The organism is Streptococcus sp. IsoGale021 (genome assembly GCF_031142795.1).
GTDB lineage: Bacteria > Bacillota > Bacilli > Lactobacillales > Streptococcaceae > Streptococcus > Streptococcus hominis.
Genome location: NZ_JAKZJH010000005.1, coordinates 19,372 through 45,249 on the forward strand (window position 1 = coordinate 19,372; position 25,878 = coordinate 45,249).

Genomic DNA, 25,878 nt, shown 5'->3' on the forward strand with positions numbered 1-25,878 from the left:
AAGCTCCTAAATTGAAGTTTAGGAGTTTTTTCTTGTAGCAATATAATGTATAATAAGGAAAAGTTTTATATCGGAGGAGAAAATGACAGTTTTTACACAACTTTGGAAAGCATTTTCCAATTTACCAGAAGTGACAGCGATTGCTTTAGGCGGATCTCGTAGCGGAGAAACTTATGATGAGACTTCGGACTATGATTTATATATTTACTGCACGAGCATTCCAGATGAAGACAGTCGGAAGTTGATTTTGACCCAATATTGTTCTTATATGGAAATAAGCAATCAATTTTGGGAATTGGAAGACGACTGTACCTTAAATAATGGCATTGATATTGATATTCTTTATCGGAACATTCGTGATTTTGCGATAGATATTGAAAATGTCGTCGAAAAGTGCCGAGCAGGAAATGGCTACACCACCTGCTTCTGGCACAATTTAAAAACCTGCAAGGTTCTTTATGATTCCAATGGAGAGTTAGGAAAATTGAAAAAACGGTTTGACGTTCCTTTTCCTCAAAAATTAAAAGACAACATCATTTCACGAAATTTTAATTTGTTAACCGGACATTTGCCGTCCTACGATACGCAGATTTTAAAAGCAGCAAAACGAAAAGACCTTGTCAGTGTCAATCACCGTATTGCAGCCTTTTTAGAATCTTATTTTGACATTATTTTTGCAGTTAATGAATTGACCCACCCCGGTGAAAAGAGAATGATGTCGTATGCAGCAGCGCATGCGAATCTTCTTCCTAATCAATTTGAGCAATCTTTAAATACTCTACTAATGAGCATCACTGCTAGTCCTGAAATTCTTGAAAAACAATTAAGGGATATTATTGCAAATTTAGAGGGAATTTTATCATAAAATCGGCTGGAATTGAGTATAAAAAAACGGCTTAAACCGTTTTTTGTATTTAGTAGATTTTTCTTGAAATCATTATAAAAAGCTCCTTTAGTAGTTTCTTCTGCAGAGAGAGTCAAAAATATTTTGGGCAGTCTTATTGTTTGGTTGTGCCTAGTCATGTTTTTCGTATTGCAGTTGTTTTCTCTCTTACTCATGCACTTTTCCTATTTCTTTAAAATTTTTTCCATGATTGTTTGTTGGGGCTTTAGATCTAAACGTTCATAAAAGCGCAAGGCAGCGACATTATCATTCCATACATCAAGGGTTAAGTTGTAACAGCCAATTTCTTGGGCAAATTCTTCTGCAAAATGGCAGAGCTGCTCACCAATTTTTTGACCACGAGCATTTTCATCAACGCAAAGGTCTTCAATAAAAAGCGTTTTGATAGGTGTTTGTGCGAGACTTTGTGGTTCTTTAATGATTCAAAAGAGATGACCTAAAATTTTTCCTTCTTCATTTTCAAAGACAAAGATTGGTGTATTTTCCTGAGACATCAGTGTTTTCAACTCTTCATCGTTGAATTTGCGACCACTCTCTTTGAAAATATCTGGTCGAACTTTATGATGTACAAGCAAGACTTGCTCTAAAAGATGATTGAGTGCGGTAATATCGCTTGGGACTGCTTTTCTAATAGGCATGGTGAGCTCCTTTTGTGACCGCTGGTCATTTTTATAAAATATTATATGACTGCTGGTCATTTTTGTCAAAAAGAAAATGAAAAAATTTTTTTGAGTAATGTAAAAAGAACTCACAACACGTGAGTTCTAATAATGGGAGTGAGACAACTTTATCAATTTTTAAAGTAGGGATGATCTTTTAAGCTTTTAAAAATAGTTCTACTGATAAAGCTAATTGCAATCAGTTTTATGAGATCTGGTAAAATGAAGGGGATGACTCCGACTGTAATAGCTTTATCAAGTTGAAAACCTGCTAGAAACATTAAACCAAGTACACCACCGACAAAAACAAAAGCATCTCCGAGTAGATTTGATAAAAATATCGTCAAAAAGCTGCTATTTTTGGAAGTTAGACTAGCTGTTATTAGGGCGTAGAACAAATAAAACCAGAGATAACCTGCATTGGGACCGACAAGTGCTTGAAATCCACCGCTTCCTCCTGCAAAAACAGGAAGACCGATAGCGCCTAAGAGAAGATAAAGAGCGACTGCTAATAGAGCTTCTTTTCGATGAAAAATAGTAGCCACTAAGCCAATTGCCATATTTTGCAAAGCAAAAGGAACTGGACCGATAGGAATAGTAATCTGAGCAAAAACGGCTATCAAAGCTGCGCCAATTGCTGGTAAAACGAGTGTAAATGATTTTTTCATAATGGTAACCCTTTGTTTTTTAATATGGTAACTATTATAAAATAAATAAGAAAAATGTCAAGGGTTAAATAAAAAGGTGAAAGACTGAATTTACCTTTTTGTCAAAATGGTTACTTTTTCTGCGATATTGCTTTTCTTTTATTTTTACTGCGAAGGAATAATATCAAAAATGCAATTAGTCCAAAGACATTTAAGAAAATAAGTAGGATGGTTATCAGAATTGTTTTTATCTTTTGCATAAAAGCACCTCCTCGTAAAATAGCTTTGAGATTATCATAACAAAATTTACATCTTTATCAACTAAAAAATCAAAGGAAAAAGGAAAGGCTAGGCAAAAAGTGTCCCAGCTTCTATCAGATTTAGTAATAAACGAATAACGCAGTGGGTGATTGGGCTCTTCATTCGCTTTTCAAGACCGGAAGAGCACCTAATCACCCTTGCGGATAAAATGAAAGAATAAGTTATGGAATGAGAAGAAGTTATCGTGTAAACTAAAATAGTCAGAAGCGATGGTTGCAATTCTGACTATTGAGATAAAGTTGGAAAAATTCGGGGAGTAAGACATTTATGACACTCAGCGCATGGTGACAAACTCTTCTGAACCGGTTGGGTGAATGGCGACAGTCGCATCAAAATCTGCTTTGGTAGCTCCCATTTTAATAGCAACGGCAAAACCTTGAATCATTTCATCAACACCATAGCCAATAGCGTGGAGACCGATGACTTTCTCATCTGGTCCAGTTGTAATGAGCTTGAACTTAGCTTGTTGTCGGTGTTGGGTGACAGCTGAATACATGGAGGTGAAACTAGAGGTATAAATATGAAGATTTTCTGCTCCATATTGTTGGATTGCCTGTTCTTCAGTCAAGCCAACGGTTCCAATCGCTGGATGAGAGAAGACAACAGTTGGAATGTTAGAATAATCCATTTTAGCTTCAGTTTTTCCATTAAATAAGCGTTCGGCTAAGGTACGACCTGCTTTGATAGCGACAGGGGTTAATTCTTTTTCGCCTGTAACATCTCCTAGAGCATAAATCCCCGGTGTTGCTGTATTTTGAAATTCGTCAACTGCTATAAAGCCACGAGAATTTAGGGTAATACCAGCCGCCTCTAAATTCAACCCTTTGGTGTTTGCAGTTCGCCCAGTTGCCCAGATGACGTGTTGAGCGGTGTGGCTCGTTCCGTCCTCAAAGGTAATGCGAATCGCTCCGTTTTCAAGTTTTTCAAGCTTTTCTGGTATTTTGTGAGTATGTAGAGTAGGACCTGATTTCTTCATTTCTTCCACAAGACCATCAATGATATAAGAATCAAAGCTGCGGAGAGGACGATCTCGACGAACGAAAAGGTCTGTTTTTACACCCAGAGCATGAAGGAGTCCGGCTAGTTCAACTGCGATATAGCCGGCACCGAGAATGGCAACGGATTGAGGGAGTTCTTCCCATGCAAAAACATCGTCAGAGGTTTCGCCGAATTCTGCTCCAGATACTGCTGGAATATGAGGGTGAGCACCAGTTGCGATGACAATGTGCTTGGCTTGGATAAGCTCGCCGTTGACTTCAACCGTATGATGGTCTATGAATTTAGCGCGACCTTCAATCAGCTCGACGCCATTTCGATTGAAACTATTATTGTAAGAATTGCGGGCACGATCAATATAGGCTTCGCGATTTTTCCGAAGCATCTTAAAGTCAAACTGCTGATTATCCGAAGTAAAACCATAGTCTGGTCCGTAATCTTGAATGGCTTCAGCGATTTGGGCACCATACCACATGATTTTTTTAGGAACACAGCCGACGTTGACACAGGTGCCTCCTAATTTCTTTTCTTCAATAACGGCAGCTTTTGCACCGTGTTCTCCAGCACGATTCATGGTTGCAATTCCTCCGCTACCGCCCCCAATAGCAATGATGTCAAATGTTCTCATACGAGTCTCCTTTTATCTATAGTATGAAATCATTGTAACGTTTTTGGAAAATGATTGCAAAAATCTGCTACAAAAATTGATAAAAGGCTTGATTATTCAATTGTATTGTTGTATTATATATTTAATACAATATGAAATAACTAGAAAGAAGGTAGACGGATGTTAAAAGAGTAAAGGATTTCTTATAGATGTTATTTTATTTTTAATCGTATGTGTTATAATATAAAAAATAGACCGTTTTCATCAGGAGGAGAAAGAGATGAAAAAATTGAAAAAGTGGCAGTTGTACAGCTTGATTGGTGTAACTGTGGTTGTCGTTTTAGGAGCGATAGGTACCATGTTATTGTTTAATGGTAATAGTACTGCTGATAAAGATAAAGAAGAAACGATTCAAGTGCAGAAAGCAAAAGAAGGGTCAGTTGCTTCATCTACTTTGCTGTCAGGAAATGTTGCGGCTAACAATGAGCAATATGTCTACTATGACGGGACAAAGGGCGATTTGGATAATGTTCTTGTAAATGTTGGAGATCAAGTTACAGCCGGACAAGCCTTAGTTCAATACAAGAGTGTTGAAGCACAAGCTACATATGATACTGCTGTTCGTGCTTTAAACAAGATTGATCGCCAAATTTATGATTTGAAAACGTATGGAACAACTGTTGATATGACGGGTGATGAAGCGGCAGATAATAAAACAACTGCGTCTGCACAACGTTCGGTGGATTCTCAATTAAACGATTTGCAGGACAATCGCGCGGATGCTGTGGACAATATCAATAAAGCACAGGCATTACTAGATGCAACGACTGTCACCAGTACAAATAATGGAACTGTAGTAGAAGTCAATCGTGATGTTTCTAAGTCTACGACAGGTACTAATCAAACACTCGTTCATATTGTCAATAACGGCAACCTTCAAGTAAAGGGAGAGCTATCAGAGTATAATCTGGCAAATCTTTCAGTCGGGCAAGAAGTGACGATTACGTCCAAGGTCTATCCAGATAAGAAATGGACTGGGAAAATCAGCTATATCTCAAATTATCCAAAAGACAGTCAAAATGCAGCGGCAGCTGGTGCAGGCACTGCAAATTCAGGAGCAAAATACCCCTATACAGTAGATATTACAAGCGAAATTGGTGATTTGAAGCAAGGATTTTCCGTCAATGTTGAAGTAAAAAACAATACAAGAGGGATTTTAGTGCCGGTCAGCAGTGTTGTTTCTGAAAATAATAAAAACTATGTTTGGACATTAGAAAAAGGAACTGCAAAAAAAGTGCAAGTAACACTGGGAAATGCAGATGCTAAAAATCAAGAAATCTCATCTGGTTTGACAAAAGACAGTAAAGTTATCACCAATCCAACAGATAGCTTGAAGGACGGTCAAGAGGTGAAATCGTATGAAGAAACTCATTGATTTAAAAAATGTTAGTAAAAGTTACCGCAACGGAGATCAAGAGCTTCAAGTCTTGAAAAATGTTCATTTAGAAGTTGAAGAAGGTGAGTTTGTTGCGATTATGGGACCTTCTGGCTCAGGAAAGTCAACCTTGATGAATATCATTGGTATGTTGGATCGCCCAACGAGTGGCGAATATTACTTGGAATGTGAAGAAGTTGCCAAGCTCAGTGAGAAAAAGCTAGCCAAAGTGCGTAATCAGCAGATTGGCTTCGTTTTCCAACAATTCTTCCTCTTGTCAAAATTAAATGCTCTTCAAAATGTAGAACTTCCTTTGATTTATGCAGGGGTTTCTCAATCCAAACGGAAAGCTTTAGCAGAGCAATATCTTAAAAAAGTTGAGTTGGAAAAGCGGATGCACCATTTGCCGTCAGAACTTTCTGGTGGTCAAAAGCAACGGGTGGCTATTGCGCGTGCCTTGGTCAATCATCCCTCCATTATCTTAGCAGATGAGCCGACGGGAGCCTTGGATACCAAGACGGGTGAGCAAATTATGGAATTGCTGACGGAGCTAAATCGTGAAGGAAAAACCATTATCATGGTCACTCATGAGCCTGAGATTGCAGCCTTTGCAAAACGACAAATCGTTATTCGAGACGGTGTCATCTCGTCAGACAGTAAGAAAGGAGAAGCATGATGCAGAATTGGAAATTTGCAATCAACTCCATTATGGGGCATAAAATGCGCTCTTTCTTAACGATGTTGGGCATTATCATTGGTGTTATGTCTGTTGTTGTTATTGTGGCTCTAGGAAGTGGTATGTCAAATGCTTTCACAGATGTTCTAGGTGGTGCCCAGCAAGATGTTTCCTTATTTTACTCACACAAGAGAAGTAAAAACGGTAACGGTGTTATGACGTATCAAGAGATGCGTGATGATGCCGAAAGTGGAAATGGTGATGAGACAGTTTCGACAGAAGAAGAGCCTCAAATCCAAGAAGTTTGGGTCAAGCAAGCGGTTAATGATATTAGCGGAATTGACAATTATTATGTTACAAATAACACAACTGCTACTGTAAATTATGGTAAGAAGAAGGCGGATAATATTCCTATAACGGGTATCAATTCCACTTACTTTACGGTAAAGAAATACCAAATCGTTGCAGGACGGACATTGAAATCAAATGATTATCAAACATTTGCAAGAGTTGTATTACTGGATACGAAACTAGCTGATATTCTTTTTGGAGGTGCAGATAAGGCGCTCAATCAGATTGTCCAGCTGGGATCTAATAATTACCGTGTGATTGGGGTTTATAAAGATCCGAATGAAACGCGAAATCGCTTAGCCAATATGAACAACGGAAATTTATTAATGGCTAACACTCAGTTGGCAGCTGAATACAATGTTGCTGAGATTATGAATGTCGTGGTACATGTAAAAAAATTAGATGATGTGTTGAAAGACGGAAGTGCAGCTGCGCGCTTGATGACAAAATTGTCTGGTGTGAGAGAAGGCGAGTACCAGATGTTTGATCAAGCCAGTCAATTGGCTGCTATCCAAAGTCAGGTTGCCATTGTGCAAGTGGTTTTTGGAGCGATTGCCGGGATAGCACTTCTCGTTGGTGGTATCGGTGTTATGAATATTATGCTTGTATCAGTGACAGAACGAACCCGTGAAATCGGTCTTCGAAAAGCCCTTGGAGCAACCCGTGGAAATATCTTGATGCAATTTGTCATTGAGTCAATGGTGTTGACAGCGATTGGCGGTTTGATTGGGCTTGCTTTAGCAGCTCTTATCGTGGCATCTATCGGTCATAGTTTGGATGCATTTTTCGGAGCTCCACCTACTATTACGACTGTGTCTGCTGTCGGAAGTGTGCTTTTTTCTGCAACTATCGGAATTGTTTTCGGTATTTTGCCAGCTAATAAGGCTTCTAAATTGGATCCAATCGAATCCTTGCGTTATGAATAAAAAACTGACCGTCGCAGTATGAGAAAAAACGTGTAAAAAACTCCAACAGATACTCATTTTTCTAGTGAGTTATCTATTGGAGTTTTTATATGAAATGAATGGTTTTTAGTGTGATACACGTTTGCGAGCTGCTTTTTTACGGTTTTCTTCGATGAAAGCTGCTTTCTTTTCTTCAGGTTCAATCACTTTTTTCTTGAATGTATAAACTGCACCTGCAACGGCAGCAACAGTACCAGCTACGCCAGTTACAACACCTTTAACAAATCCTTTAGCCATGAGATTTCTCCTTTTCTGAACTTTATTTATGTTATAATATATAGTAACGAAAAATTAAATTTTTTTCAAGGGAAAAGATGAAAACCAAGATAATTGTAATTGTAGGACCAACTGCTGTCGGAAAAACAGCTCTCAGTATAGACCTCGCAAAACGTTTCAACGGGGAGATTATTAGCGGTGATAGTCAGCAAGTGTATAGAAAACTGAACATCGGAACGGCTAAAGTCACTCCAGATGAGCAGGAGGGGATTCCTCATTATTTGATAGATGTTCGGGAAGTGACCGAGTTTTATTCAGCCTTTGACTTTGTAAAAGAAGCCGAGGCTGCTGTTGAGATGATTGTAGCAAAAGGAAAACTGCCGATTATTGCAGGCGGAACAGGGCTTTACATTCAAAGTTTTCTGGAGGGCTATCATCTGGGCGGTTCAGCTTCTCATGAGGAGATTTTAGCTTATCGAGCTGAACTAGATACCTTGGCTGATGAGGAATTATTTGGCAAAATAGCAGAGCTGGGCATCAGAATTCCCCAGATTAACCGCAGGCGGGCTATGCGAGCGCTGGAAATTGCTCATTTGAGGAATGAACTTGAAAACAAACAGCCTGACTATGAAGCCCTGCTGATTTGTCTGGACGATGACCGAGAAGTTCTCTATGAGCGTATCAATCAGCGAGTGGATCTAATGCTAAAGGATGGACTTTTAGAAGAGGCGAAGTGGCTTTATGACAACTATCCACATGTCCAAGCCAGCAAAGGAATTGGCTACAAGGAACTTTTCCCCTACTTTGCTGGGGAGTTGACCTTAGAGGAAGCTATCAATAAACTTAAACAAAATACTCGCCGCTTTGCTAAACGTCAGCTAACTTGGTTCAGAAATCGCATGAATGCTACTTTTTATCAGGTTTCAGAGCCGAATGTCAAAGAGCGGATTATGCAGGATATAGAGGAATTTTTGAATGATTGAAACAGAAAAACAGCAGGAACGAGTCATCCTCATCGGAGTAGAATTGCAGGGAATAGAAAACTTCTCTATGTCTATGGAAGAATTAGCCAGTTTAGCAAAGACTGCTGGCGCTCAGGTGGTTTCCTCTTACACTCAGAAACGAGAGAAGTATGACAGCAAGACTTTTGTTGGTGCTGGAAAATTGGAAGAAATCAAGCGTATGGTAGAAGCAGATGAAATTTCCACCGTTATTGTCAATAATCGTCTGACACCTCGCCAGAATATCAATTTGGAAGAAATTTTAGGGATCAAGGTTATTGACCGCATGCAATTGATTTTGGATATTTTTGCTATGCGGGCTAGAAGTCATGAAGGAAAACTTCAAGTTCACTTGGCTCAACTCAAATATCTCTTGCCTCGCTTGGTCGGGCAGGGGATTATGCTCAGCCGTCAGGCTGGGGGAATTGGTTCCCGCGGTCCTGGTGAAAGTCAGTTGGAACTCAATCGTCGTAGTGTTCGCAATCAGATTCATGATATTGAGCGCCAACTCAAAATTGTAGAGAAAAACCGCGCAACTGTACGGGAAAAACGTTTGGATTCTAGTGTTTTTAAAATCGGTCTGATTGGTTATACCAATGCTGGGAAGTCTACCATAATGAATGTCTTGACGAACAAGAATCAATATGAAGCGGACGAGCTTTTTGCCACTCTAGATGCGACAACAAGAAGCGTCAATTTGATAGGTAGGCTGAATGTGACACTGACGGATACGGTCGGTTTTATTCAGGATTTGCCGACGGAGTTGATATCTAGCTTCAAGTCCACTTTAGAAGAGAGCAAAAATGTGGACCTTTTGGTTCATGTGATTGACGCTAGCGACCCTAACCACGAGGAACATGAAAAAACGGTCTTGGCTATTATGAAGGACTTGGATATGCTAGACATTCCTCGCTTGACCCTCTATAATAAAGCAGACAAAGCAGAGAACTTCACTCCAACCTTAACTCCCTATGTCCTGATTTCGGCGAAAAATGAAAATAGCAGAACAGTTTTGCAGAATGCTCTGTTGAATAAGATGAGAGAACTTTTTGTCCCTTTTCGTATCAGGGTTAGTCCTAGCAAGGCTTATAAGTTACATGAATTGGAAAGTCTGGCAATCATTGATAAGAGAGAGTATCTGGAAGAAAGTGAAATGATTTCTGGCTATATAGCAGAAAAAAATAAATGGAGACTAGAAGAATTTTATGACTGATTATATCAATTTAGCGCTTAAATACGGTGGCTTTACGAGTTTAGACCGTATTTACCTAGAAAAGGTTCTGGACAAGCTGTCCGATTCGCAAAAAATGACTTTTATCACGCCACCGCCAAGTGTTATCAATGCGTATTTTTCGGAACTCTATCAAAAAAAGAGTCCGAAAGCTGCAACAACTTATTTTCTAGAACTAAGTAAAGAATTGGCTCTTTTTAACGACCATCCTAGCTTTGAGGAGGAAAAACCTTTTATTCGCCTGAATCTTTCAGGTAAGTCTTATGGTTTTTGCTTTGAAAATGAGGATGAAATTGGCTTGATTTTCTCGGAACGTCCAGAGGAAATTGAGTCCAATTTGCTTTTTGAAATTGCCCAGATTTTTCCTCACTATCTGGTTTATGAAGAGGAAAATGTCATTCGGATGATGCCAGCAATGCCTGAAGAAGTAGTCCAAAAGCAGCCGCTCTCTGCTCTGACAGATCTTTATAAGCTAGCAGATGGTCGCTTGAAACTGGAAGGGTACAATCAGGAAGAGCTAATCCAGTTGGCTCAAGACTATGCTGGTCAGCTTTACTATCGCTCGCAGAATCGCTCTGCGATGATTTATATTAAGAAAAAATAGAAAGAAAAAGATGCAACTACAATTTTTAGGTACAGGAGCTGGTCAGCCTTCTAAGGCTCGGAATGTTTCTAGTCTGGTTTTGAAACTATTGGATGAAATCAATGAAATTTGGATGTTTGATTGTGGTGAAGGAACCCAGAATCGCATTTTAGAGACGACGATTCGTCCCAGAAAGATTAGAAAGATTTTTATCACTCATTTGCATGGGGATCATATTTTTGGTCTACCGGGCTTTTTATCCACTCGATCATTTCAAGCTAATGAAGAGCAAACAGATATTGAAATATATGGACCGATTGGCATTAAAAATTTTGTCATGACGAGTCTGCGAGTGTCGGGATCGCGCCTGCCTTATCGGATTCATTTTCACGAATTTGACGAAAAACACTTAGGGAAAATTTTAGAAACTGATAAATTTACAGTTTATGCAGAGAAACTCGATCATAGCATTTTTTGTGTGGGTTACCGCATTATGCAAAAAGATTTGGAAGGTACGTTGGATGCTGAGAAATTGAAAGTCGCAGGTGTTCCTTTTGGCCCTCTCTTTGGTAAGGTGAAAAATGGAGAAGATGTAGTACTGGAAGATGGGACGAAAATTATAGCAGCGGATTATATTTCAGCTCCACGACCTGGCAAGATTATCACTATTTTGGGGGATACGCGTAAAACGCATGCCAGTGTGCGACTGGCTGTGAATGCAGATGTTTTGGTGCACGAGTCCACTTATGGTAAAGGGGACGAGAAAATCGCCAAGAACCACGGACATTCTACTAATATGCAGGCAGCAGAAGTTGCTAGAGAAGCTGGTGCCAAGCGTCTCCTTCTCAATCATATTAGCGCACGCTTTCTATCAAAAGATATAGGTCAAATGCGCAGAGATGCCAGTTCCATTTTTAAAAACGTTCACTTGGTCAAGGATTTAGAAGAAGTAGAACTATGAATTTTTGGCAAAGATAATTCTTAAAATTTAAAGGAAAGAGGAAATCATGAACATATTATTTGTCAGACATGGGAAAGATTCTGATCAACACAGAGGTGGATGGAGTCAGCTCGATTTGCTTCCTGAAGGGAAAAGAGAAGCAAAAACGTTAGCAGATTACTTAGTCCAACACAAAGAAGACTATCATTTTACGAAAATGATTACGAGTGATTTAAAAAGAGCTGAGACAACTGCAACAATTTTAGTGGAGGCGCTTCAACTGCCGTTGGAGAAAGAAAGCAGCTTACGAGAAACGAATAATGGTGATTTAGCAGGAATGTTAAATAGTGAAGTTGATCAAAAATTTCCTCGTCTTTATTTTAGAAGTCTTGCAATGGACGAGCATTATCCAAATGGAGAAAGTCCGAGAGAATTTTATCAACGGATAAAAACTTGGTTTCAACGCTTCTTGCAGGAAAATAATAATTCAGATGAGACACAAATTGTGGTCACACATGGTGGAGTGATTAACATTATCTATCATTTAGTGAATCAGATAGAATGGACGAATAAAAGCAATCTATTCCACGTTAAACATTGCAGCATTAGTCTATTGAATACAAAAACGCTTGTTTTTGAGGTTGAAAACCAAACGGATTTTTTAGAAGAAAAATAAGGAGAACACATGCGAACAATTGTTATTACAGGGGCTAGTGGCGGTGTGGCTCAGGAAATGGTGAAGTTGTTGCCAAATGACCAGCTGATTTTAGTGGGACGCAGTCGAGAAAAGTTAACAAAACTTTATTCAAATCATGCACATTGCGAGTTAGTTGAGTTAGATATTACAGATTACAAAGTTTTAGAAGCTTTTACTGAAGAAATTTACCAGAAGTATGCTCAGGTGGATGTTCTAGTCAACAATGCTGGTTACGGTATTTTTGAGGAATTTGACAAGATTAGCAACGAGGATATTCATGCCATGTTTGAAGTCAATACGTTTGCTCTTATGAATCTGTCTCGTCTCTTCGGAGAGCGAATGAAGCAAGCGGGTCATGGGCATATTGTCAATATTGTTAGTACAGCTGGGCTGATTGCCAGTGCCAAATCCAGTCTTTACTCGGCTACCAAGTTTGCTGGAATTGGTTTTTCCAATGCTTTGCGTTTAGAGTTGATGCCGTACAATGTCTATGTGACGACGGTTAATCCAGGACCGATTAAGACGGCTTTCTTTGACAAAGCTGACCCCGATGGTAGTTATGTTAAGGCAGTTGATAAGTATATTTTAGAAGCGGATGTCGTTGCTAAGCAAATTGTGGACAATTTTGGAAAGAAGAAACGGGAGCTGACGATGCCTTTCGCTCTGAAAGCAGCCCACAAACTTTACACACTTTTTCCAAATATTGGTGACAAACTAGCTAGTAAAATGTTTAATTATAAATAGGAGAAATTTATGGATGTGACAGCTTACAAGGCATTTGTAAATCAACCATGGGGCAAGCTTTATTATGAGATTCTCTTTGCTCAGCTAGCCCATATAAAAAATAAGGAAGTACTGGATTTCGGTAGTGGTTTTGGTCTGGTGGCGAATTTTTTAGCACAAAACAATCAGGTAACAGCCATAGAACCAAATGACGAGATGGTTGCAGAGCGGAAGCAGAATTTTCATTATCATCAACTACAAGGCAGCCTAGAATTGTTGAAGGAAATTCCAAGTGCTCGTTTTGACCTTATCATTTGTCACAATGTTCTGGAGTATGTGGATGAACCAGCTCTTTACCTAGCTGAATTTAGAAGATTGTTGAAAAAAGGCGGACAAATTTCGCTCGTTAAGCACAATGAAGTGGGGCGGATTATGCAGACGGTTGTGTTTGCAAATGATACAAATTTAGCATTGGATTTATTATCAGGTAAGTCCTATCAATCACATACGATGGGGCAAGCAACCTATTATGAAATAGCAGACTTATTACAAAAAGCTGACACTGAACTGACTGTTCAGGACTATCAAGGAATCCGAATTTTCTATGGTTTGCAAGACAATGCAGTGAAGATTGCTAATGACTGGCGGGAAAAGATGTTGGAGATAGAGCTTGCAGTTTGCCAACAGTCTCCTTATCGGGACATTGCGGCTTTTCAGCACATTTGGCTGCAAAAAGGAGACAAGAATGATTCGTTACTTTGCAAATAGACAAATTGCAATTGAAGACTTGCTTCCGCTTTACCAATCTGTTAGCTGGACTAACTATACAGAACGAGCAGATATGTTAGAACAAGCATTTCAGCACTCACTATTTACTGTATCAGCCTATGATGGGGAACAGTTAGTTGGTCTCCTTCGAGCAGTCGGAGACGGATTTTCTAGTGTTTTCATTCAGGACTTGTTAGTTTTTTCGTCTTATCAGCGCCAAGGTATCGGTCGAGAATTGGTTCGACAAACGCTGGAGACATTTGCAGATGTTTATCAGATTCAGCTAGTAACAGAGCAGTCAGACAAAAATTTAACCTTTTATCGCTCTTTAGGATTTCGGGAACTGTCGGATTTGAATTGCACGGGTTTGATTTATAGAGGTAAAAGCTATTAGATAAATGCTTGTGTATAAAATTGGAGGTTTGGGCTAGTGAAAGCTAGTCTTTTCGTGTTATAATAGACTTTATATTGCAACAGAAAGATAAAAGCATGATTACATCAAAATATGATTGGCAGATTGCCACAAATTTTTCAGATGAAAGCTTTATTAAAAAAGCTAAAAAACTTGGCTTGGAGGCTTCGGTAGCTAATCTGGTTTATCAGAGAGGAATCCAGACAGAAGAAGCGCTGCGAGATTTTCTAGAGCCTAGTTTGGACCAGCTGCATGATCCTTATGAATTACATGATATGGATAAGGCAGTGACGCGCATTCGTCAAGCAATTGAAAATTATGAGCAGATCTTGATTTATGGAGATTATGATGCGGATGGCATGACTTCGGCTTCTATTGTTAAAGAAGCACTAGAACAACTTGGAGCAGAGTGTCAGGTCTATTTGCCCAATCGATTTACAGACGGTTATGGTCCTAACGCGAGTGTTTACAAGTATTTTATTGAAAATCAGGGAATTTCACTCATCGTTACAGTGGATAATGGAGTTGCAGGACATGAAGCAATCGAACTAGCTCAGTCTATGGGAGTGGATGTCATTGTGACGGATCACCATTCTATGCCAGAGGTACTTCCTGATGCTTATGCAATTATTCACCCAGAACATCCGGAAGCTGATTATCCTTTTCAGCATTTAGCTGGTTGCGGTGTAGCTTTTAAGTTAGCGACTGCTCTTTTAGAGGAAGTACAAGTAGAGTTGCTAGATCTAGTCGCTATTGGAACTATCGCAGATATGGTCAGCCTAACGGATGAAAATCGCATTTTAGTTAAATATGGCTTATCTATTTTGAAAAATACCCAGCGCATCGGTTTGCAGGAACTTTTCAAAATAGCAGGCATACAGTCTGACGAGCTGAACGAAGAAACAGTTGGTTTCCAGATAGCCCCTAGGCTCAATGCTCTAGGTCGACTTGATGATCCAAATCCTGCTATTGAACTTCTGACGGGTTTTGATGAAGAAGAAGCGCGTGATATTGCCCTGATGATTAACCAGAAAAATGAAGAGCGCAAGGAGATTGTTCAGAAGATTTATGATGAAGCCAAGACCATGGTTGATCTCAATAAACCTGTTCAGGTTCTAGCCGGTGAAGGTTGGAATCCAGGTGTTTTGGGAATTGTGGCAGGGCGGCTTTTGGAAGAATTACACCAGCCAGTCATTGTCTTGAATATTGAAAATGATTTGGCAAAAGGCAGCGCTCGCAGCATTGAAGCAGTTGATATTTTTGAAGCCTTAGACCCTCATCGAGATTTATTTGTGGCTTTTGGTGGGCATGCAGGGGCAGCTGGTATGACTCTAGAGGCCAGCAAGTTAGAAGCACTCAGTCAGGTTTTGGTAGCATATATTGAAGATAATCAAGTGGATTTGTCCACTAAGAATGAGCTCTTTTTGGATGAGGAATTATCTTTGCCAGATTTGACACTAGAGACCCTCAAAAACTTTGAAAAGTTAGCTCCTTTTGGCATGGACAATAAAAAGCCTGTTTTTTATTTGAAAGATTTTAAGGTTGAAAATGCCCGCACTATGGGGGCGGGAAATACTCACCTTAAGCTGAAAGTTTCTCAGGCTGACGCAGTTTTTGAGGTAGTGGCTTTTGGTCTGGGTGATCTTGCGACAGAATTTTCCCAAACTAAAAATTTAGAGCTGGCGGTTACTCTGTCGGTCAATAAATGGAATGGTCAGACTAGTCTGCAACTTATGTTGGTAGACGCTCGAGTCAACGGAATTCAGCTCTTTAATATTCGAGGTAAAAATGCTCCTTTGCCTGAAAATGTGCCCGTCCTGCGTTTTTCAGAAGAAATGCCTAATTTGGAAAAGAGCAGAGCAATTGTCGTGTATGACTTGCCTGAACGCCTAAATCAGCTCAAAGCAATCATTCAGCAAGGACATTTTGAAGCAATTTACTTTAAAAATGAGATTGCTCAGCCTTATTATCTGACAGGTTTCGGAACGAGAGACCAGTTTGCAAAACTCTATAAAACAATTTATCAGTTTCCAGAGTTTGACATTCGTTATAAGCTCAAAGAATTAGCAGCTTATCTCAAGATTGACTCCATCCTACTCATCAAAATGATTCAGATATTTGAAGAGCTGAACTTTGTGACAATTCAAGATGGAGTGATGCAGGTAAACAAAAAAGCAGAAAAAAAGGCTATTGAAAACAGCCATATTTATCAAGAACTGAAGAAAACAGTCAAAGAGCAGGAGCTTATGGCTCTAGGAACGGTGCAGGAAATTTATGATTATCTGATAGAAAAAGATGAATTTTCAAACTAAATTTTAGATGAACTATTTATTTGTCTCGCACCAAAGGCTGCGAGACGGACTGAAAGTCGCATAATAAAAAAGTCATGAGTAAGATGGATCTCATGACTTTATTGTTTATATAAGTATTGCTATTAGCTTGTGTTACCTACTGCAAATTCACTTTATTTTTGAGGATATAATACGTTCCGGCATAGTAGATAAGCCCTAAAAGAAGATAGGCTATGACTCCGCTCAAACTACCTAAAGAAGTTGAAAGTGATGGGAAGGCTGAAACATATAGATTAGCAGCGATAATCAGAGCAAATTGAATTCCAAAATAGGCTAGAAAGGCTATAGCGGCGCGGTGGTCTTGGAAAAGTTGACCGATAGAGATAGAAAGATAAATCAATAGGATATTTGGAATGAGAACTACAAGATAGTATCCAAATGATTTCAATAGTTCACTAGCAAATTCCCAAAAATGCTTGCCGAGTAATTGCACAAATGTTCCCATTTCAAACTGTGTATGAGAAGCTATTCCTACGATAAGAACAATGATTCCAAAGCTAAGAAATAATGCAAGTGTGCTAAGAATCGTCCATATAACAGCACCGAGCAATTTTGAGAGAATAATTTGGTGTTCATTAACTGGTAAGGTGAGCGTTAGATATCCTTCTCTTTCATAAACACTATTTTTAAAACGACGAATAATCAAAAAGAGTGTTGAAATTGCAAGTGCCACAAGGAGGCCTGAGAAAATCAGCATTGTAAAACCGAAGAAAGTACTTGTCATACTCCCTGCTTCATTAGTAGAAGACTGCAAACGGTCGAAAAAGTTCCTTCCATTTGCCAACTGTCTAAGCCAAAGTCCGATGCTAGCGGATAAAAACAGTACGATTCCGTATAAACCTAAATACCACTTGTTCACATTTTTAAATTCGTATTTTAATAAATTCCAAAACATAGTCAATCCCCTTTGTTCTAAGCCTTAAATTCTTGGCGGAAGAGCTGGTCAATAGATTCACCAGACTCATAGCGAATATCATCTACATTCCCTTGTCGAACAATCTTGCCATTATCAATAAAGATGATTTCATCTAGGATTGGTTCAATATCTGAAATCAAATGTGTTGAAATGAGAACAGAAGCGCTAGGTGAGTAATTGTTGATAATCGTCTTTAGAATGTAGTCTCGCGCTGCTGGGTCAACCCCTCCAATAGGTTCATCCAGAACATACAGTTTGGCTTGGCGGCTCATGACTAAAATCAGCTGAACTTTTTCCTTGTTTCCTTTAGACAATTTTTTGAATGCCAGATTTTCGTCAATATGAAGATCTTGCAAGAGTGCCTGTGCACGCTCTATTTCAAAGTCTGCATAGAAAGATTGAAAATACTGCAAAGCATCTTTGACTTTCATATTTTCATTTAGGTAAGTCGTATCTGGTAAATAAGATACGATTTTCTTGGTTTCTGAAGACGGTTGAAGTCCATTGATGAGGATTTTTCCGTCATTGGGTTGAAGCAGTCCATTGATTAGTTTTATCATGGTTGTTTTTCCAGAGCCATTTGGACCAAGTAAGCCGATAATTTTTCCGGCTTCAATTTCAAAATTGATGTGTTCTAAAGCGGGTGTGCTGCCGTATGATTTTGAGACATTTTCAAATGCAAGTAATACCATTTCCTAAACTCCTTTTATATAATCTGCAATGATAGTTGGTAGTTCTTCTTTGTGATAGCCAAAGCGAGTCATATTGTTTACAAAATTTTTCACTTCCTCCTCAGAAAGTTTTTGTCTTGCTTGTAAAATCAAGTCGCGATTATCTGTGACGAAACGTCCTGATGTTCGTTGAGAATAGACAAATCCTTCTTTTTCCAAGTCAGATAAAGCACGCTGGATTGTATTGGGATTGACCCCCGCTTCAGCAGCCAATTCTCTGACGGCAGGTAGCTTTTCGCCAGCTTGCAGTTGATTGGAGATGATTTGTAATTTTATCCTGTCCATAATTTGTAAATAAATGGGCAGATTATTATCAAAAGTCCAACTCATGATTTCTCCTTTCTTCTGTATCTTTGTACTAATTAAATAATACAGTATTTTTTGAAAAATAGCAAGCCTTTAGAAAAAACTTCTATTATTTTTTCTTTAGCAAGCAGGCCAGAAATTTAGTATAATAGAAAAAAGAAGAATCAAAGGAGGATGCCGTGGTTGCTCAATTAGATACCAAAACTGTTTATACATTTATGGATAGTTTGATTTCTATAAAAAAATATGTAGAAACAGCTAAAAATTTAGGCTATCAAACTCTAGGGATAATGGACATTGACAATCTCTATGGAGTTTATCATTTCATGGAAACGGCGATCGAGCAAGGAATTCAGCCGCTTTTAGGCGTGGAAATGACCTTGGATTACGCTGGACTTCCTCTTAATCTTCGCTTTCTAGCTCTTGATAGTCAAGGGTATCGCAATTTAATGAAACTTTCTACTTTAAAAATGATAGGAAAAAGCAAGTGGGAAGAATTTCAGCATTTATTGGAAGGAATAGCGGTTATTGTGCCTGTGTTTGAGGGCATTGAAGCCTTAGACTTGGGACGAGAGTTTTATATTGGCGTATTTTCTGACACTCCTAAGCAGGCGTTTCCTCATCCAACCTTGCCTTTGCAGACAGTTCGCTATTTTGATACAGGGGATTTAGAAACCTTGCAAATGCTATGTGCCATTCGTGAAAATAGTAGCTTGCGGGAAGTTGGAAATTTGCCAAATCACGACTACCTCTTATCACCTGAGCAATTCACACAATCCTTTCAAGAAAATTATCCAGAAAGTCTGGATAATTTAAAGCAGCTAGTTGCAGGCATTCATTATGAAATCAATACAGAGTTAAAATTACCGCGTTTTAATCCAGAACGACCGGCAGTAGAAGAGCTACGAGAACGAGCTAAGGCTGGATTGAAAGCAAAAAAATTATGGACAGAAGCGTATCAAGAACGCTTGAATCAAGAATTGGCTATCATCCACCAAATGGGTTTTGACGACTACTTTTTGATTGTCTGGGATTTATTGCGCTTTGGTCGCAGTCAGGGATATTATATGGGCATGGGACGTGGTTCTGCCGTTGGAAGCCTAGTTGCCTATGCGCTAGAGATTACAGGGATTGATCCTGTCGAAAAGGACCTCCTTTTTGAGCGTTTTTTAAATGTGGAACGTTATACTATGCCCGATATTGATATTGATATTCCTGATGTCTATCGTCCAGAATTTATCCGCTATGTCCGCGATCGCTATGGAACCATGCATGCAGCTCAAATCGTGACCTATTCGACCTTTGGAGCTAAGCAAGCGATTCGTGATGTTTTTAAACGCTACGGTGTTCCAGAGTATGAATTGACCAATATTACCCGTAAAATTAGTTTCCGTGATAATCTGACATCTGCTTATGAAAAAAATATGTCTTTCCGCCAGATTATCAACAGTAAGCTGGAATATCAAAAAGCTTTTGAAATTGCGAAAAAAATCGAAGGAAATCCTCGTCAGACTTCTATCCATGCAGCAGGTGTCGTGATGAGTGACAATGACCTGACAGATCACATTCCGCTTAAATATGGGGAGGATATGTACATCACGCAATACGATGCGCATGGTGTTGAGAGTAACGGTCTGCTCAAGATGGATTTCCTTGGCTTGCGCAATCTAACCTTTGTCCAACGAATGAAAGAAGCAGCCTTGGAGAAATACGGTGTCGCTATTGATATTGCAAAGATTAACTTAGAAGATACAGCAACCTTACAGCTTTTTGCTGCTGGCAGAACTAAAGGGATTTTTCAATTTGAGCAAGCAGGTGCCATTAACCTTTTGAAACGAGTGCAGCCAGCTCGATTTGAAGAAGTGGTTGCAACAACCTCACTCAATCGTCCAGGAGCTAGTGACTATATAGATAATTTTGTCAGAAGAAAGCATGGACAAGAAAAAATAGAAATGCTGGACTCAAGTTTGGAAGACATCTTGGCGCCAACTTACGGCATTATGCTCTATCAAGAGCAAGTAATGCAAGTAGCGCAACGGTTTGGGGGCTTTTCACTCGGAAAAGCTGACATTTTACGTCGTGCTATGGGTAAGAAAAATGTTGTTGAAATGCATAAAATGGAAGCAGAGTTTGTCACAGGAGCTCTCGAACTTGGGCATTCTGAAACTAAAGCAAAAGAAGTATTTGCAGTTATGGAAAAGTTTGCAGGTTATGGCTTCAACCGTAGTCACGCTTATGCCTATTCTGCACTTGCTTTTCAGTTGGCTTATTTTAAGGCACATTATCCTGATATTTTCTTTGATATTATGCTGAATTATTCAAGTAGTGATTACATCACAGATGCGCTAGAATTCGACTTCCAAGTTGCTTCTTTAAATATCAATAACATTCCTTATAGAGATAAGTTTCAAGACAAGCAGATTTATTTAGGGTTAAAAAATATCAAAGGCTTACCACGTGATGTTGCTTATTGGATTATTGAAAACCGCCCATTTACAAATGTTGAAGATTTTATTTTGAAGTTGCCAACGCAATATCATAAGATTCAGTTGATAACCCCTTTGGTACAAGTCGGTTTGTTTGATGTATTTGAAAAGAATCGCCAAAAAATCCTACAAAATCTTCCGAATTTATTTGTCTTTGCGAACGAGCTGGGTGGCCTTTTTGCAGATACAAATTATAGCTGGACAGAAGCAGAGGATTATACAGAAGCAGAAAAATTTGAGTTAGAAAAAGAAATTATCGGTGTCGGTTTGAGCGAGCATCCCTTGGTAAAACTTGCAAAATCTGCTACTCAAGCCTTTACCCCTATTCAAGACTTGGTTGAAAACAATCATGCAACGATTTTAGTAGAGATTTTGTCCATTCGTGTTATCCGTACCAAAACGGGTGAAAATATGGCCTTCTTACAAGTGAGTGATGCTAAAAGAAAAATGGAGGTAACAGTCTTTCCAGATGTTTTTAAACAGTTCAGCAAAGGTTTGCATGAAAAAGGCTTTTATTATCTGACTGGTCGGGTTCAAAAACGCGAGGAGCGTTTGCAGCTGATTTTAAATGATTTGCAGGAAGCTGTTACAGAACGTTTTTGGATACAAGTAGAAGATCATGAAAGCGATGCAGCAATATCCGCTATTTTACGACAATTTCGAGGAGATATTCCGGTTGTTCTTCGATATGAAAATGAAAGAAAAACAGTAGCAATTACTCAATATCGTGTTCAAAAATCAGAGAAATTACAAGAAGAATTGAAAAAAATAACCATGAAAACGATTTATCAATAAAAAATTAGGAAAAAAGAAGAATTTTGGTTTTGATTGTGGTATAATCAAGGGTGAATGTAAAAAGAAAAAGGAGCACAAACGAATGAAACGTATTGCTGTTTTGACTAGTGGTGGTGATGCCCCTGGTATGAATGCTGCTATCCGTGCAGTTGTTCGTAAAGCAATTTCAGAAGGAATGGAAGTTTACGGTATCTATGACGGTTATGCCGGTATGGTTGCTGGTGAGATCTATCCACTTGATGCTGCATCAGTTGGAGATATTATTTCACGTGGTGGTACTTTCCTTCACTCAGCTCGTTATCCAGAATTTGCCCAATTAGAAGGACAATTAAAAGGGATTGAGCAACTTAAAAAACATGGTATTGAAGGAGTCGTAGTTATCGGTGGTGATGGTTCTTACCATGGTGCTATGCGTTTGACAGAACATGGTTTTCCAGCTGTCGGACTTCCTGGTACGATTGACAATGATATTGTTGGTACAGACTTTACAATCGGCTTTGATACTGCTGTAACAACTGCAATGGACGCCATTGATAAGATTCGTGACACATCATCTAGTCACCGTCGTACTTTTGTTGTTGAAGTCATGGGACGCAATGCTGGAGACATCGCTCTCTGGGCTGGTATTGCTACAGGAGCCGATGAAATCATCGTTCCCGAAGAAGGCTTCAAGATTGAAGATATCGTCGCTAGCATTAAACGTGGCTATGAAGAAGGTAAGAAACATAACATTATCGTTCTGGCAGAAGGTGTCATGTCGGCGAATGAGTTTGGCAAGAAATTGAAAGAAGCTGGTGATGTGAGTGACCTCCGTGTGACCGAACTTGGACATATTCAACGTGGTGGTTCACCAACTGCACGTGACCGTGTTCTTGCTTCACGTATGGGTGCTCATGCTGTTAGCCTTCTTAAAAAGGGCATTGGTGGTGTTGCAGTTGGTATTCGCAACGAACAAATGGTTGAAAATCCAATCCTCGGTACAGCAGAAGAAGGTGCTTTGTTTAGTTTAACTGAAGACGGCAAGATTATTGTTAATAATCCACACAAAGCTGATCTTGATCTCGCTAAATTAAACCGTAGCATTTCAATGTAATTTTAATTTGTTATCCTGGTCATAAAGACCATTAAATAAAAAGGAGTTTTCATATATCATGAATAAACGTGTAAAAATCGTTGCAACTTTAGGTCCTGCGGTAGAAATCCGTGGTGGTAAAAGATTCGGTGAAGACGGATATTGGGGCGAAAAACTTGACGTTGAAGCATCAGCGCAAAATATCGCTAAATTGATTGAAGCTGGAGCTAACACTTTCCGTTTCAACTTCTCACATGGTGACCACGCAGAGCAAGGTGACCGTATGGCTACTGTTCATCGTGCTGAAGAAATTGCTGGTCAAAAAGTTGGTTACCTTCTTGACACTAAAGGTCCTGAAATCCGTACAGAATTATTTGAAGGCGATGCTAAAGAATATTCTTACAAAACAGGTGAAAAAATCCGTGTTGCAACTAAACAAGGTATCAAATCAACTCGTGAAGTTATCGCATTGAATGTTGCTGGTGCACTTGATATCTATGACGATGTTGAAGTTGGAAAACAAGTTCTTGTTGATGACGGTAAACTTGGTCTTCGCGTTATTGCAAAAGATCCTGCTACACGTGAATTTGAAGTAGAAGTTGAAAACGACGGTATTATCGCTAAACAAAAAGGTGTTAATATTCCAAATACAAAAATTCCTTTCCCAGCACTTGCTGAACGTGACAATGACGATATTCGTTTTGGTCTTGAACAAGGAATCAACTTTATCGCTATTTCATTCGTACGTACTGCAAAAGACGTCAACGAAGTTCGCGCAATCTGTGAAGAAACTGGTAATGGACATGTGAAATTGTTCGCTAAAATCGAAAACCAACAAGGTATCGAAAACTTGGATGAAATCCTTGAAGTAGCGGACGGTATCATGATTGCTCGTGGTGATATGGGTATTGAAGTACCATTTGAAATGGTTCCAGTTTACCAAAAAATGATTATCACAAAAGTCAATGCAGCTGGTAAAATTGCGATCACAGCAACAAACATGCTTGAAACAATGACTGAAAAACCACGTGCGACTCGTTCAGAAGTATCAGACGTATTTAACGCTGTTATTGATGGAACAGATGCGACAATGCTTTCAGGTGAATCTGCAAATGGTAAATACCCACTTGAATCTGTAACAACAATGGCTACAATTGATAAAAACGCTCAAACTCTATTGAACGAGTATGGACGCTTGTCATCAGTTGACTACGCACGTAGTTCTAAGACAGAAGTTGTGGCTTCAGCTGTTAAAGATGCTACAAACTCAATGGATATCAAATTGGTTGTAACAATGACTGAATCAGGAAATACAGCTCGTTTGATTTCTAAATATCGTCCAGATGCTGATATCTTGGCAATTACATTCGATGAATTGACACAACGTTCATTGATGTTGAACTGGGGTGTTATTCCAGTAGTAACTGAAAAACCTGCATCTACTGATGATATGTTTGAAGTTGCTGAAAAAGTTGCTCTTGAAAGTGGTCTTGTAGAATCTGGCGACAATATTGTGATTGTAGCTGGTGTGCCAGTCGGAACTGGTGGAACAAACACAATGCGTATCCGTACAGTACGGTAATCTATCTCATTCAGAAAAAACTAGTCTATCAATCCAACGATTATCTGATTGATAGGCTTTTTAGTTGCAAATGGGAGCAGAGATAACAGTTGACTTTCCTACCTTTGTTTATTTTCTGAAAACATGATATAATGAGTAGAAGAAGAGGAGAGACTATGGTTAAAAGAGATTTAATTAGGAATGTTATTTTTTTATCTATTGTTGTGGTAATCATTGCTTGTTTGCGAATTTTTATTTTTACACCATACAGGATTACTGTAAAAGATGCGAATCATTTTTTACAAGATAAAGATGTTGTTGTTGCCAATAAAAATGAAGAAATCAAAAGAGATGATTTTGTCTTGTACGAGGTGAAGGGAAAAGAGCATGTCGGACGTGTCATTGGTCTAGGAAATGACTCCGTTGTTTATATGGATGATGTTCTTTACTTAAATAATAAAATCAAGTCAGAAGATTATTTAACGAAGGCTAAGGAAGAATACTTAGCAAAAGCTACTAGTACAGGTTATTTCACTCATGATTTCACCATTCAGACATTAACTAAATCGAATGCAAATAAAATTCCAGCGCAGTCGTATCTGATTCTGAATGATAATCGACAAGATATGGAAGATAGTCGGAAGTTCGGCTTGATTACAGAGAAACAAATTAAAGGAGTTATCTCATTTAGAGTACTCCCGTTTAATCAATTTGGATTTATTAAAACAAAGTAGTTCAACTATTTTGTTTTTTTTATTCTTTGAAAAATGAAGTTTTTGCGATATTTAGTAAAAATTTATGGATATATTTGCAAAAAGATGTTGAAAATATAAAAATTTTTGATATAATGATAAATATTTATTTGGGAGGTGTACGCATGAACTATATTTTTGAAGTTTTGCCAAGCTTATTGAGTGGCGCATTGGTGACTTTGCAAGTATTTGTTTTAGTCTTAGTTTTATCCATACCACTTGGAATTGTGATTTCCTTTTTAATGCAGATCCACTTTAAGCTGCTTCATTGGCTTATAAATATTTATATTTGGATTATGCGCGGTACACCTCTCTTGCTACAACTGATTTTTATTTATTATGTTTTGCCAAGCATTGGTGTGCGTTTGGATCGGCTTCCGGCGGCTATCATAGCATTCACGCTAAATTATGCTGCTTATTTCGCCGAAATTTTCCGTGGTGGGATTTTATCTATTCCAGCAGGGCAATATGAGGCAGCTAAGGTTTTGAAGTTTACACCATTTCAAACGATACGGTTTATTATTTTACCGCAAGTTGTCAAAGTGGTGCTTCCGAGTGTCTTTAATGAAGTGATGACGTTGGTAAAAGATACATCCCTTGTTTATGCGCTTGGTGTTTCCGACTTAATCTTGGCTAGTCGGACTGCAGCCAATCGTGATGCAAGTTTAGCACCGATGTTTATAGCAGGGGCTATTTACCTTGTCTTGATTGGTCTTGTGACGATTGTATCGAAGCAAGTTGAAAAGAGATATAGTTACTATAAGTAGGAGGCGCTT

24 protein-coding genes and 1 pseudogene are annotated in these 25,878 nt (G+C 38.9%); 18 read left to right on the forward strand and 7 right to left on the reverse strand.

Going from position 1 to position 25,878, the window contains the following annotated elements; genetic code table 11:
* The first annotated feature begins 82 nt into the window (after positions 1-82).
* Entirely contained in the window at positions 83-865 is a 783-nt protein-coding gene (locus tag RG565_RS04990; RefSeq protein ID WP_049533064.1) for a DUF4037 domain-containing protein, read from the forward strand.
* Positions 866-1,068: 203 nt separating this feature from the next.
* Here the strand turns inward: RG565_RS04990 and RG565_RS04995 are convergent.
* From RG565_RS04995 to gorA, 3 genes and pseudogenes are all read right to left on the reverse strand, one after another.
* Positions 1,069-1,542 (reverse strand): annotated as a pseudogene (locus tag RG565_RS04995) (GNAT family N-acetyltransferase).
* Positions 1,543-1,694: 152 nt separating this feature from the next.
* Positions 1,695-2,231: a biotin transporter BioY gene (locus tag RG565_RS05000; protein WP_059220850.1), complete on the reverse strand. Its 537-nt coding sequence runs from the start codon at positions 2,229-2,231 to the stop codon at positions 1,695-1,697.
* 574 nt (positions 2,232-2,805) lie between these two features.
* Complete coding sequence (gorA, locus tag RG565_RS05005; RefSeq protein WP_247937125.1) at positions 2,806-4,155, reverse strand: glutathione-disulfide reductase; 1,350 nt, start codon at positions 4,153-4,155, stop codon at positions 2,806-2,808.
* Between the two features lie 259 nt (positions 4,156-4,414).
* On the opposite strand from gorA, the gene RG565_RS05010 reads away from it, so the two are divergent.
* The 3 genes from RG565_RS05010 to RG565_RS05020 are packed head-to-tail and all read left to right on the forward strand — an operon-like array spanning position 4,415 to position 7,522.
* The gene (locus RG565_RS05010) at positions 4,415-5,569 is read left to right on the forward strand and encodes an efflux RND transporter periplasmic adaptor subunit (RefSeq protein WP_247937126.1); all 1,155 of its coding nucleotides are present in this window, start codon (positions 4,415-4,417) and stop codon (positions 5,567-5,569) included.
* The gene (locus RG565_RS05015; protein ID WP_247937127.1) at positions 5,553-6,245 is read left to right on the forward strand and encodes an ABC transporter ATP-binding protein; all 693 of its coding nucleotides are present in this window, start codon (positions 5,553-5,555) and stop codon (positions 6,243-6,245) included. The genes RG565_RS05010 and RG565_RS05015 overlap by 17 nt, the downstream gene beginning before the upstream one ends.
* Entirely contained in the window at positions 6,245-7,522 is a 1,278-nt protein-coding gene (locus RG565_RS05020) for an ABC transporter permease (protein ID WP_247937178.1), read from the forward strand. Before RG565_RS05015 ends, RG565_RS05020 begins: the two co-directional genes overlap by 1 nt.
* Positions 7,523-7,627: 105 nt before the next feature.
* On the opposite strand, the gene RG565_RS05025 is transcribed toward RG565_RS05020, so the two are convergent.
* Positions 7,628-7,798 carry a DUF3042 family protein gene (locus tag RG565_RS05025; protein WP_003024081.1) on the reverse strand — a complete coding sequence of 57 codons (171 nt, stop codon included), beginning with the start codon at positions 7,796-7,798 and terminating at the stop codon, positions 7,628-7,630.
* 77 nt (positions 7,799-7,875) lie between these two features.
* Here RG565_RS05025 and miaA point away from each other — a divergent pair, with 77 nt between their 5' ends.
* The 9 genes from miaA to recJ all read left to right on the forward strand — a co-directional run bounded on the left by miaA (position 7,876) and on the right by recJ (position 16,444).
* The gene (miaA, locus tag RG565_RS05030) at positions 7,876-8,760 is read left to right on the forward strand and encodes a tRNA (adenosine(37)-N6)-dimethylallyltransferase MiaA (RefSeq protein WP_247937128.1); all 885 of its coding nucleotides are present in this window, start codon (positions 7,876-7,878) and stop codon (positions 8,758-8,760) included.
* Positions 8,753-9,991, forward strand: coding sequence for a GTPase HflX (gene hflX, locus RG565_RS05035; RefSeq protein WP_247937129.1), 1,239 nt, complete (start codon positions 8,753-8,755; stop codon positions 9,989-9,991). The genes miaA and hflX overlap by 8 nt, the downstream gene beginning before the upstream one ends.
* Complete coding sequence (locus tag RG565_RS05040; RefSeq protein ID WP_247937130.1) at positions 9,984-10,613, forward strand: cystathionine beta-lyase; 630 nt, start codon at positions 9,984-9,986, stop codon at positions 10,611-10,613. Before hflX ends, RG565_RS05040 begins: the two co-directional genes overlap by 8 nt.
* Positions 10,614-10,623: 10 nt before the next feature.
* Complete coding sequence (gene rnz, locus RG565_RS05045) at positions 10,624-11,553, forward strand: ribonuclease Z (protein ID WP_117644379.1); 930 nt, start codon at positions 10,624-10,626, stop codon at positions 11,551-11,553.
* A 46-nt stretch (positions 11,554-11,599) separates the two neighbouring features.
* The gene (locus RG565_RS05050; protein WP_247937131.1) at positions 11,600-12,208 is read left to right on the forward strand and encodes a histidine phosphatase family protein; all 609 of its coding nucleotides are present in this window, start codon (positions 11,600-11,602) and stop codon (positions 12,206-12,208) included.
* 9 nt (positions 12,209-12,217) lie between these two features.
* Positions 12,218-12,973 carry an SDR family oxidoreductase gene (locus RG565_RS05055; protein ID WP_247937132.1) on the forward strand — a complete coding sequence of 252 codons (756 nt, stop codon included), beginning with the start codon at positions 12,218-12,220 and terminating at the stop codon, positions 12,971-12,973.
* Positions 12,974-12,982: 9 nt separating this feature from the next.
* On the forward strand, positions 12,983-13,720 hold the full coding sequence (locus RG565_RS05060) for a class I SAM-dependent methyltransferase (protein WP_268732219.1): 738 nt from the start codon (positions 12,983-12,985) through the stop codon (positions 13,718-13,720).
* Entirely contained in the window at positions 13,698-14,114 is a 417-nt protein-coding gene (locus tag RG565_RS05065; RefSeq protein WP_247937134.1) for a GNAT family N-acetyltransferase, read from the forward strand. The genes RG565_RS05060 and RG565_RS05065 overlap by 23 nt, the downstream gene beginning before the upstream one ends.
* A 95-nt stretch (positions 14,115-14,209) precedes the next feature.
* Positions 14,210-16,444, forward strand: coding sequence for a single-stranded-DNA-specific exonuclease RecJ (gene recJ, locus RG565_RS05070; protein WP_247937135.1), 2,235 nt, complete (start codon positions 14,210-14,212; stop codon positions 16,442-16,444).
* A gap of 136 nt (positions 16,445-16,580) precedes the next feature.
* Here recJ and RG565_RS05075 read toward each other — a convergent pair whose 3' ends face one another.
* The 3 genes from RG565_RS05075 to RG565_RS05085 are packed head-to-tail and all read right to left on the reverse strand — an operon-like array spanning position 16,581 to position 18,460.
* Positions 16,581-17,378: a hypothetical protein gene (locus RG565_RS05075; RefSeq protein WP_003029266.1), complete on the reverse strand. Its 798-nt coding sequence runs from the start codon at positions 17,376-17,378 to the stop codon at positions 16,581-16,583.
* A gap of 17 nt (positions 17,379-17,395) precedes the next feature.
* Positions 17,396-18,091, reverse strand: a complete 696-nt coding sequence (locus RG565_RS05080; protein ID WP_003042057.1) for an ABC transporter ATP-binding protein — start codon at positions 18,089-18,091, stop codon at positions 17,396-17,398.
* Between the two features lie 3 nt (positions 18,092-18,094).
* On the reverse strand, positions 18,095-18,460 hold the full coding sequence (locus RG565_RS05085; RefSeq protein WP_003029270.1) for a GntR family transcriptional regulator: 366 nt from the start codon (positions 18,458-18,460) through the stop codon (positions 18,095-18,097).
* 155 nt (positions 18,461-18,615) lie between these two features.
* On the opposite strand from RG565_RS05085, the gene RG565_RS05090 reads away from it, so the two are divergent.
* The 5 genes from RG565_RS05090 to RG565_RS05110 all read left to right on the forward strand — a co-directional run bounded on the left by RG565_RS05090 (position 18,616) and on the right by RG565_RS05110 (position 25,869).
* The gene (locus RG565_RS05090; protein ID WP_247937136.1) at positions 18,616-21,717 is read left to right on the forward strand and encodes a DNA polymerase III subunit alpha; all 3,102 of its coding nucleotides are present in this window, start codon (positions 18,616-18,618) and stop codon (positions 21,715-21,717) included.
* 82 nt (positions 21,718-21,799) lie between these two features.
* Entirely contained in the window at positions 21,800-22,810 is a 1,011-nt protein-coding gene (gene pfkA / locus RG565_RS05095) for a 6-phosphofructokinase (protein WP_003042339.1), read from the forward strand.
* A 58-nt stretch (positions 22,811-22,868) separates the two neighbouring features.
* Positions 22,869-24,371, forward strand: a complete 1,503-nt coding sequence (gene pyk / locus RG565_RS05100; protein WP_003024114.1) for a pyruvate kinase — start codon at positions 22,869-22,871, stop codon at positions 24,369-24,371.
* A gap of 155 nt (positions 24,372-24,526) precedes the next feature.
* Entirely contained in the window at positions 24,527-25,084 is a 558-nt protein-coding gene (gene lepB, locus RG565_RS05105; RefSeq protein ID WP_003042836.1) for a signal peptidase I, read from the forward strand.
* Between the two features lie 143 nt (positions 25,085-25,227).
* Positions 25,228-25,869, forward strand: a complete 642-nt coding sequence (locus tag RG565_RS05110) for an amino acid ABC transporter permease (RefSeq protein WP_268732220.1) — start codon at positions 25,228-25,230, stop codon at positions 25,867-25,869.
* The last annotated feature ends 9 nt before the right edge of the window (positions 25,870-25,878 follow it).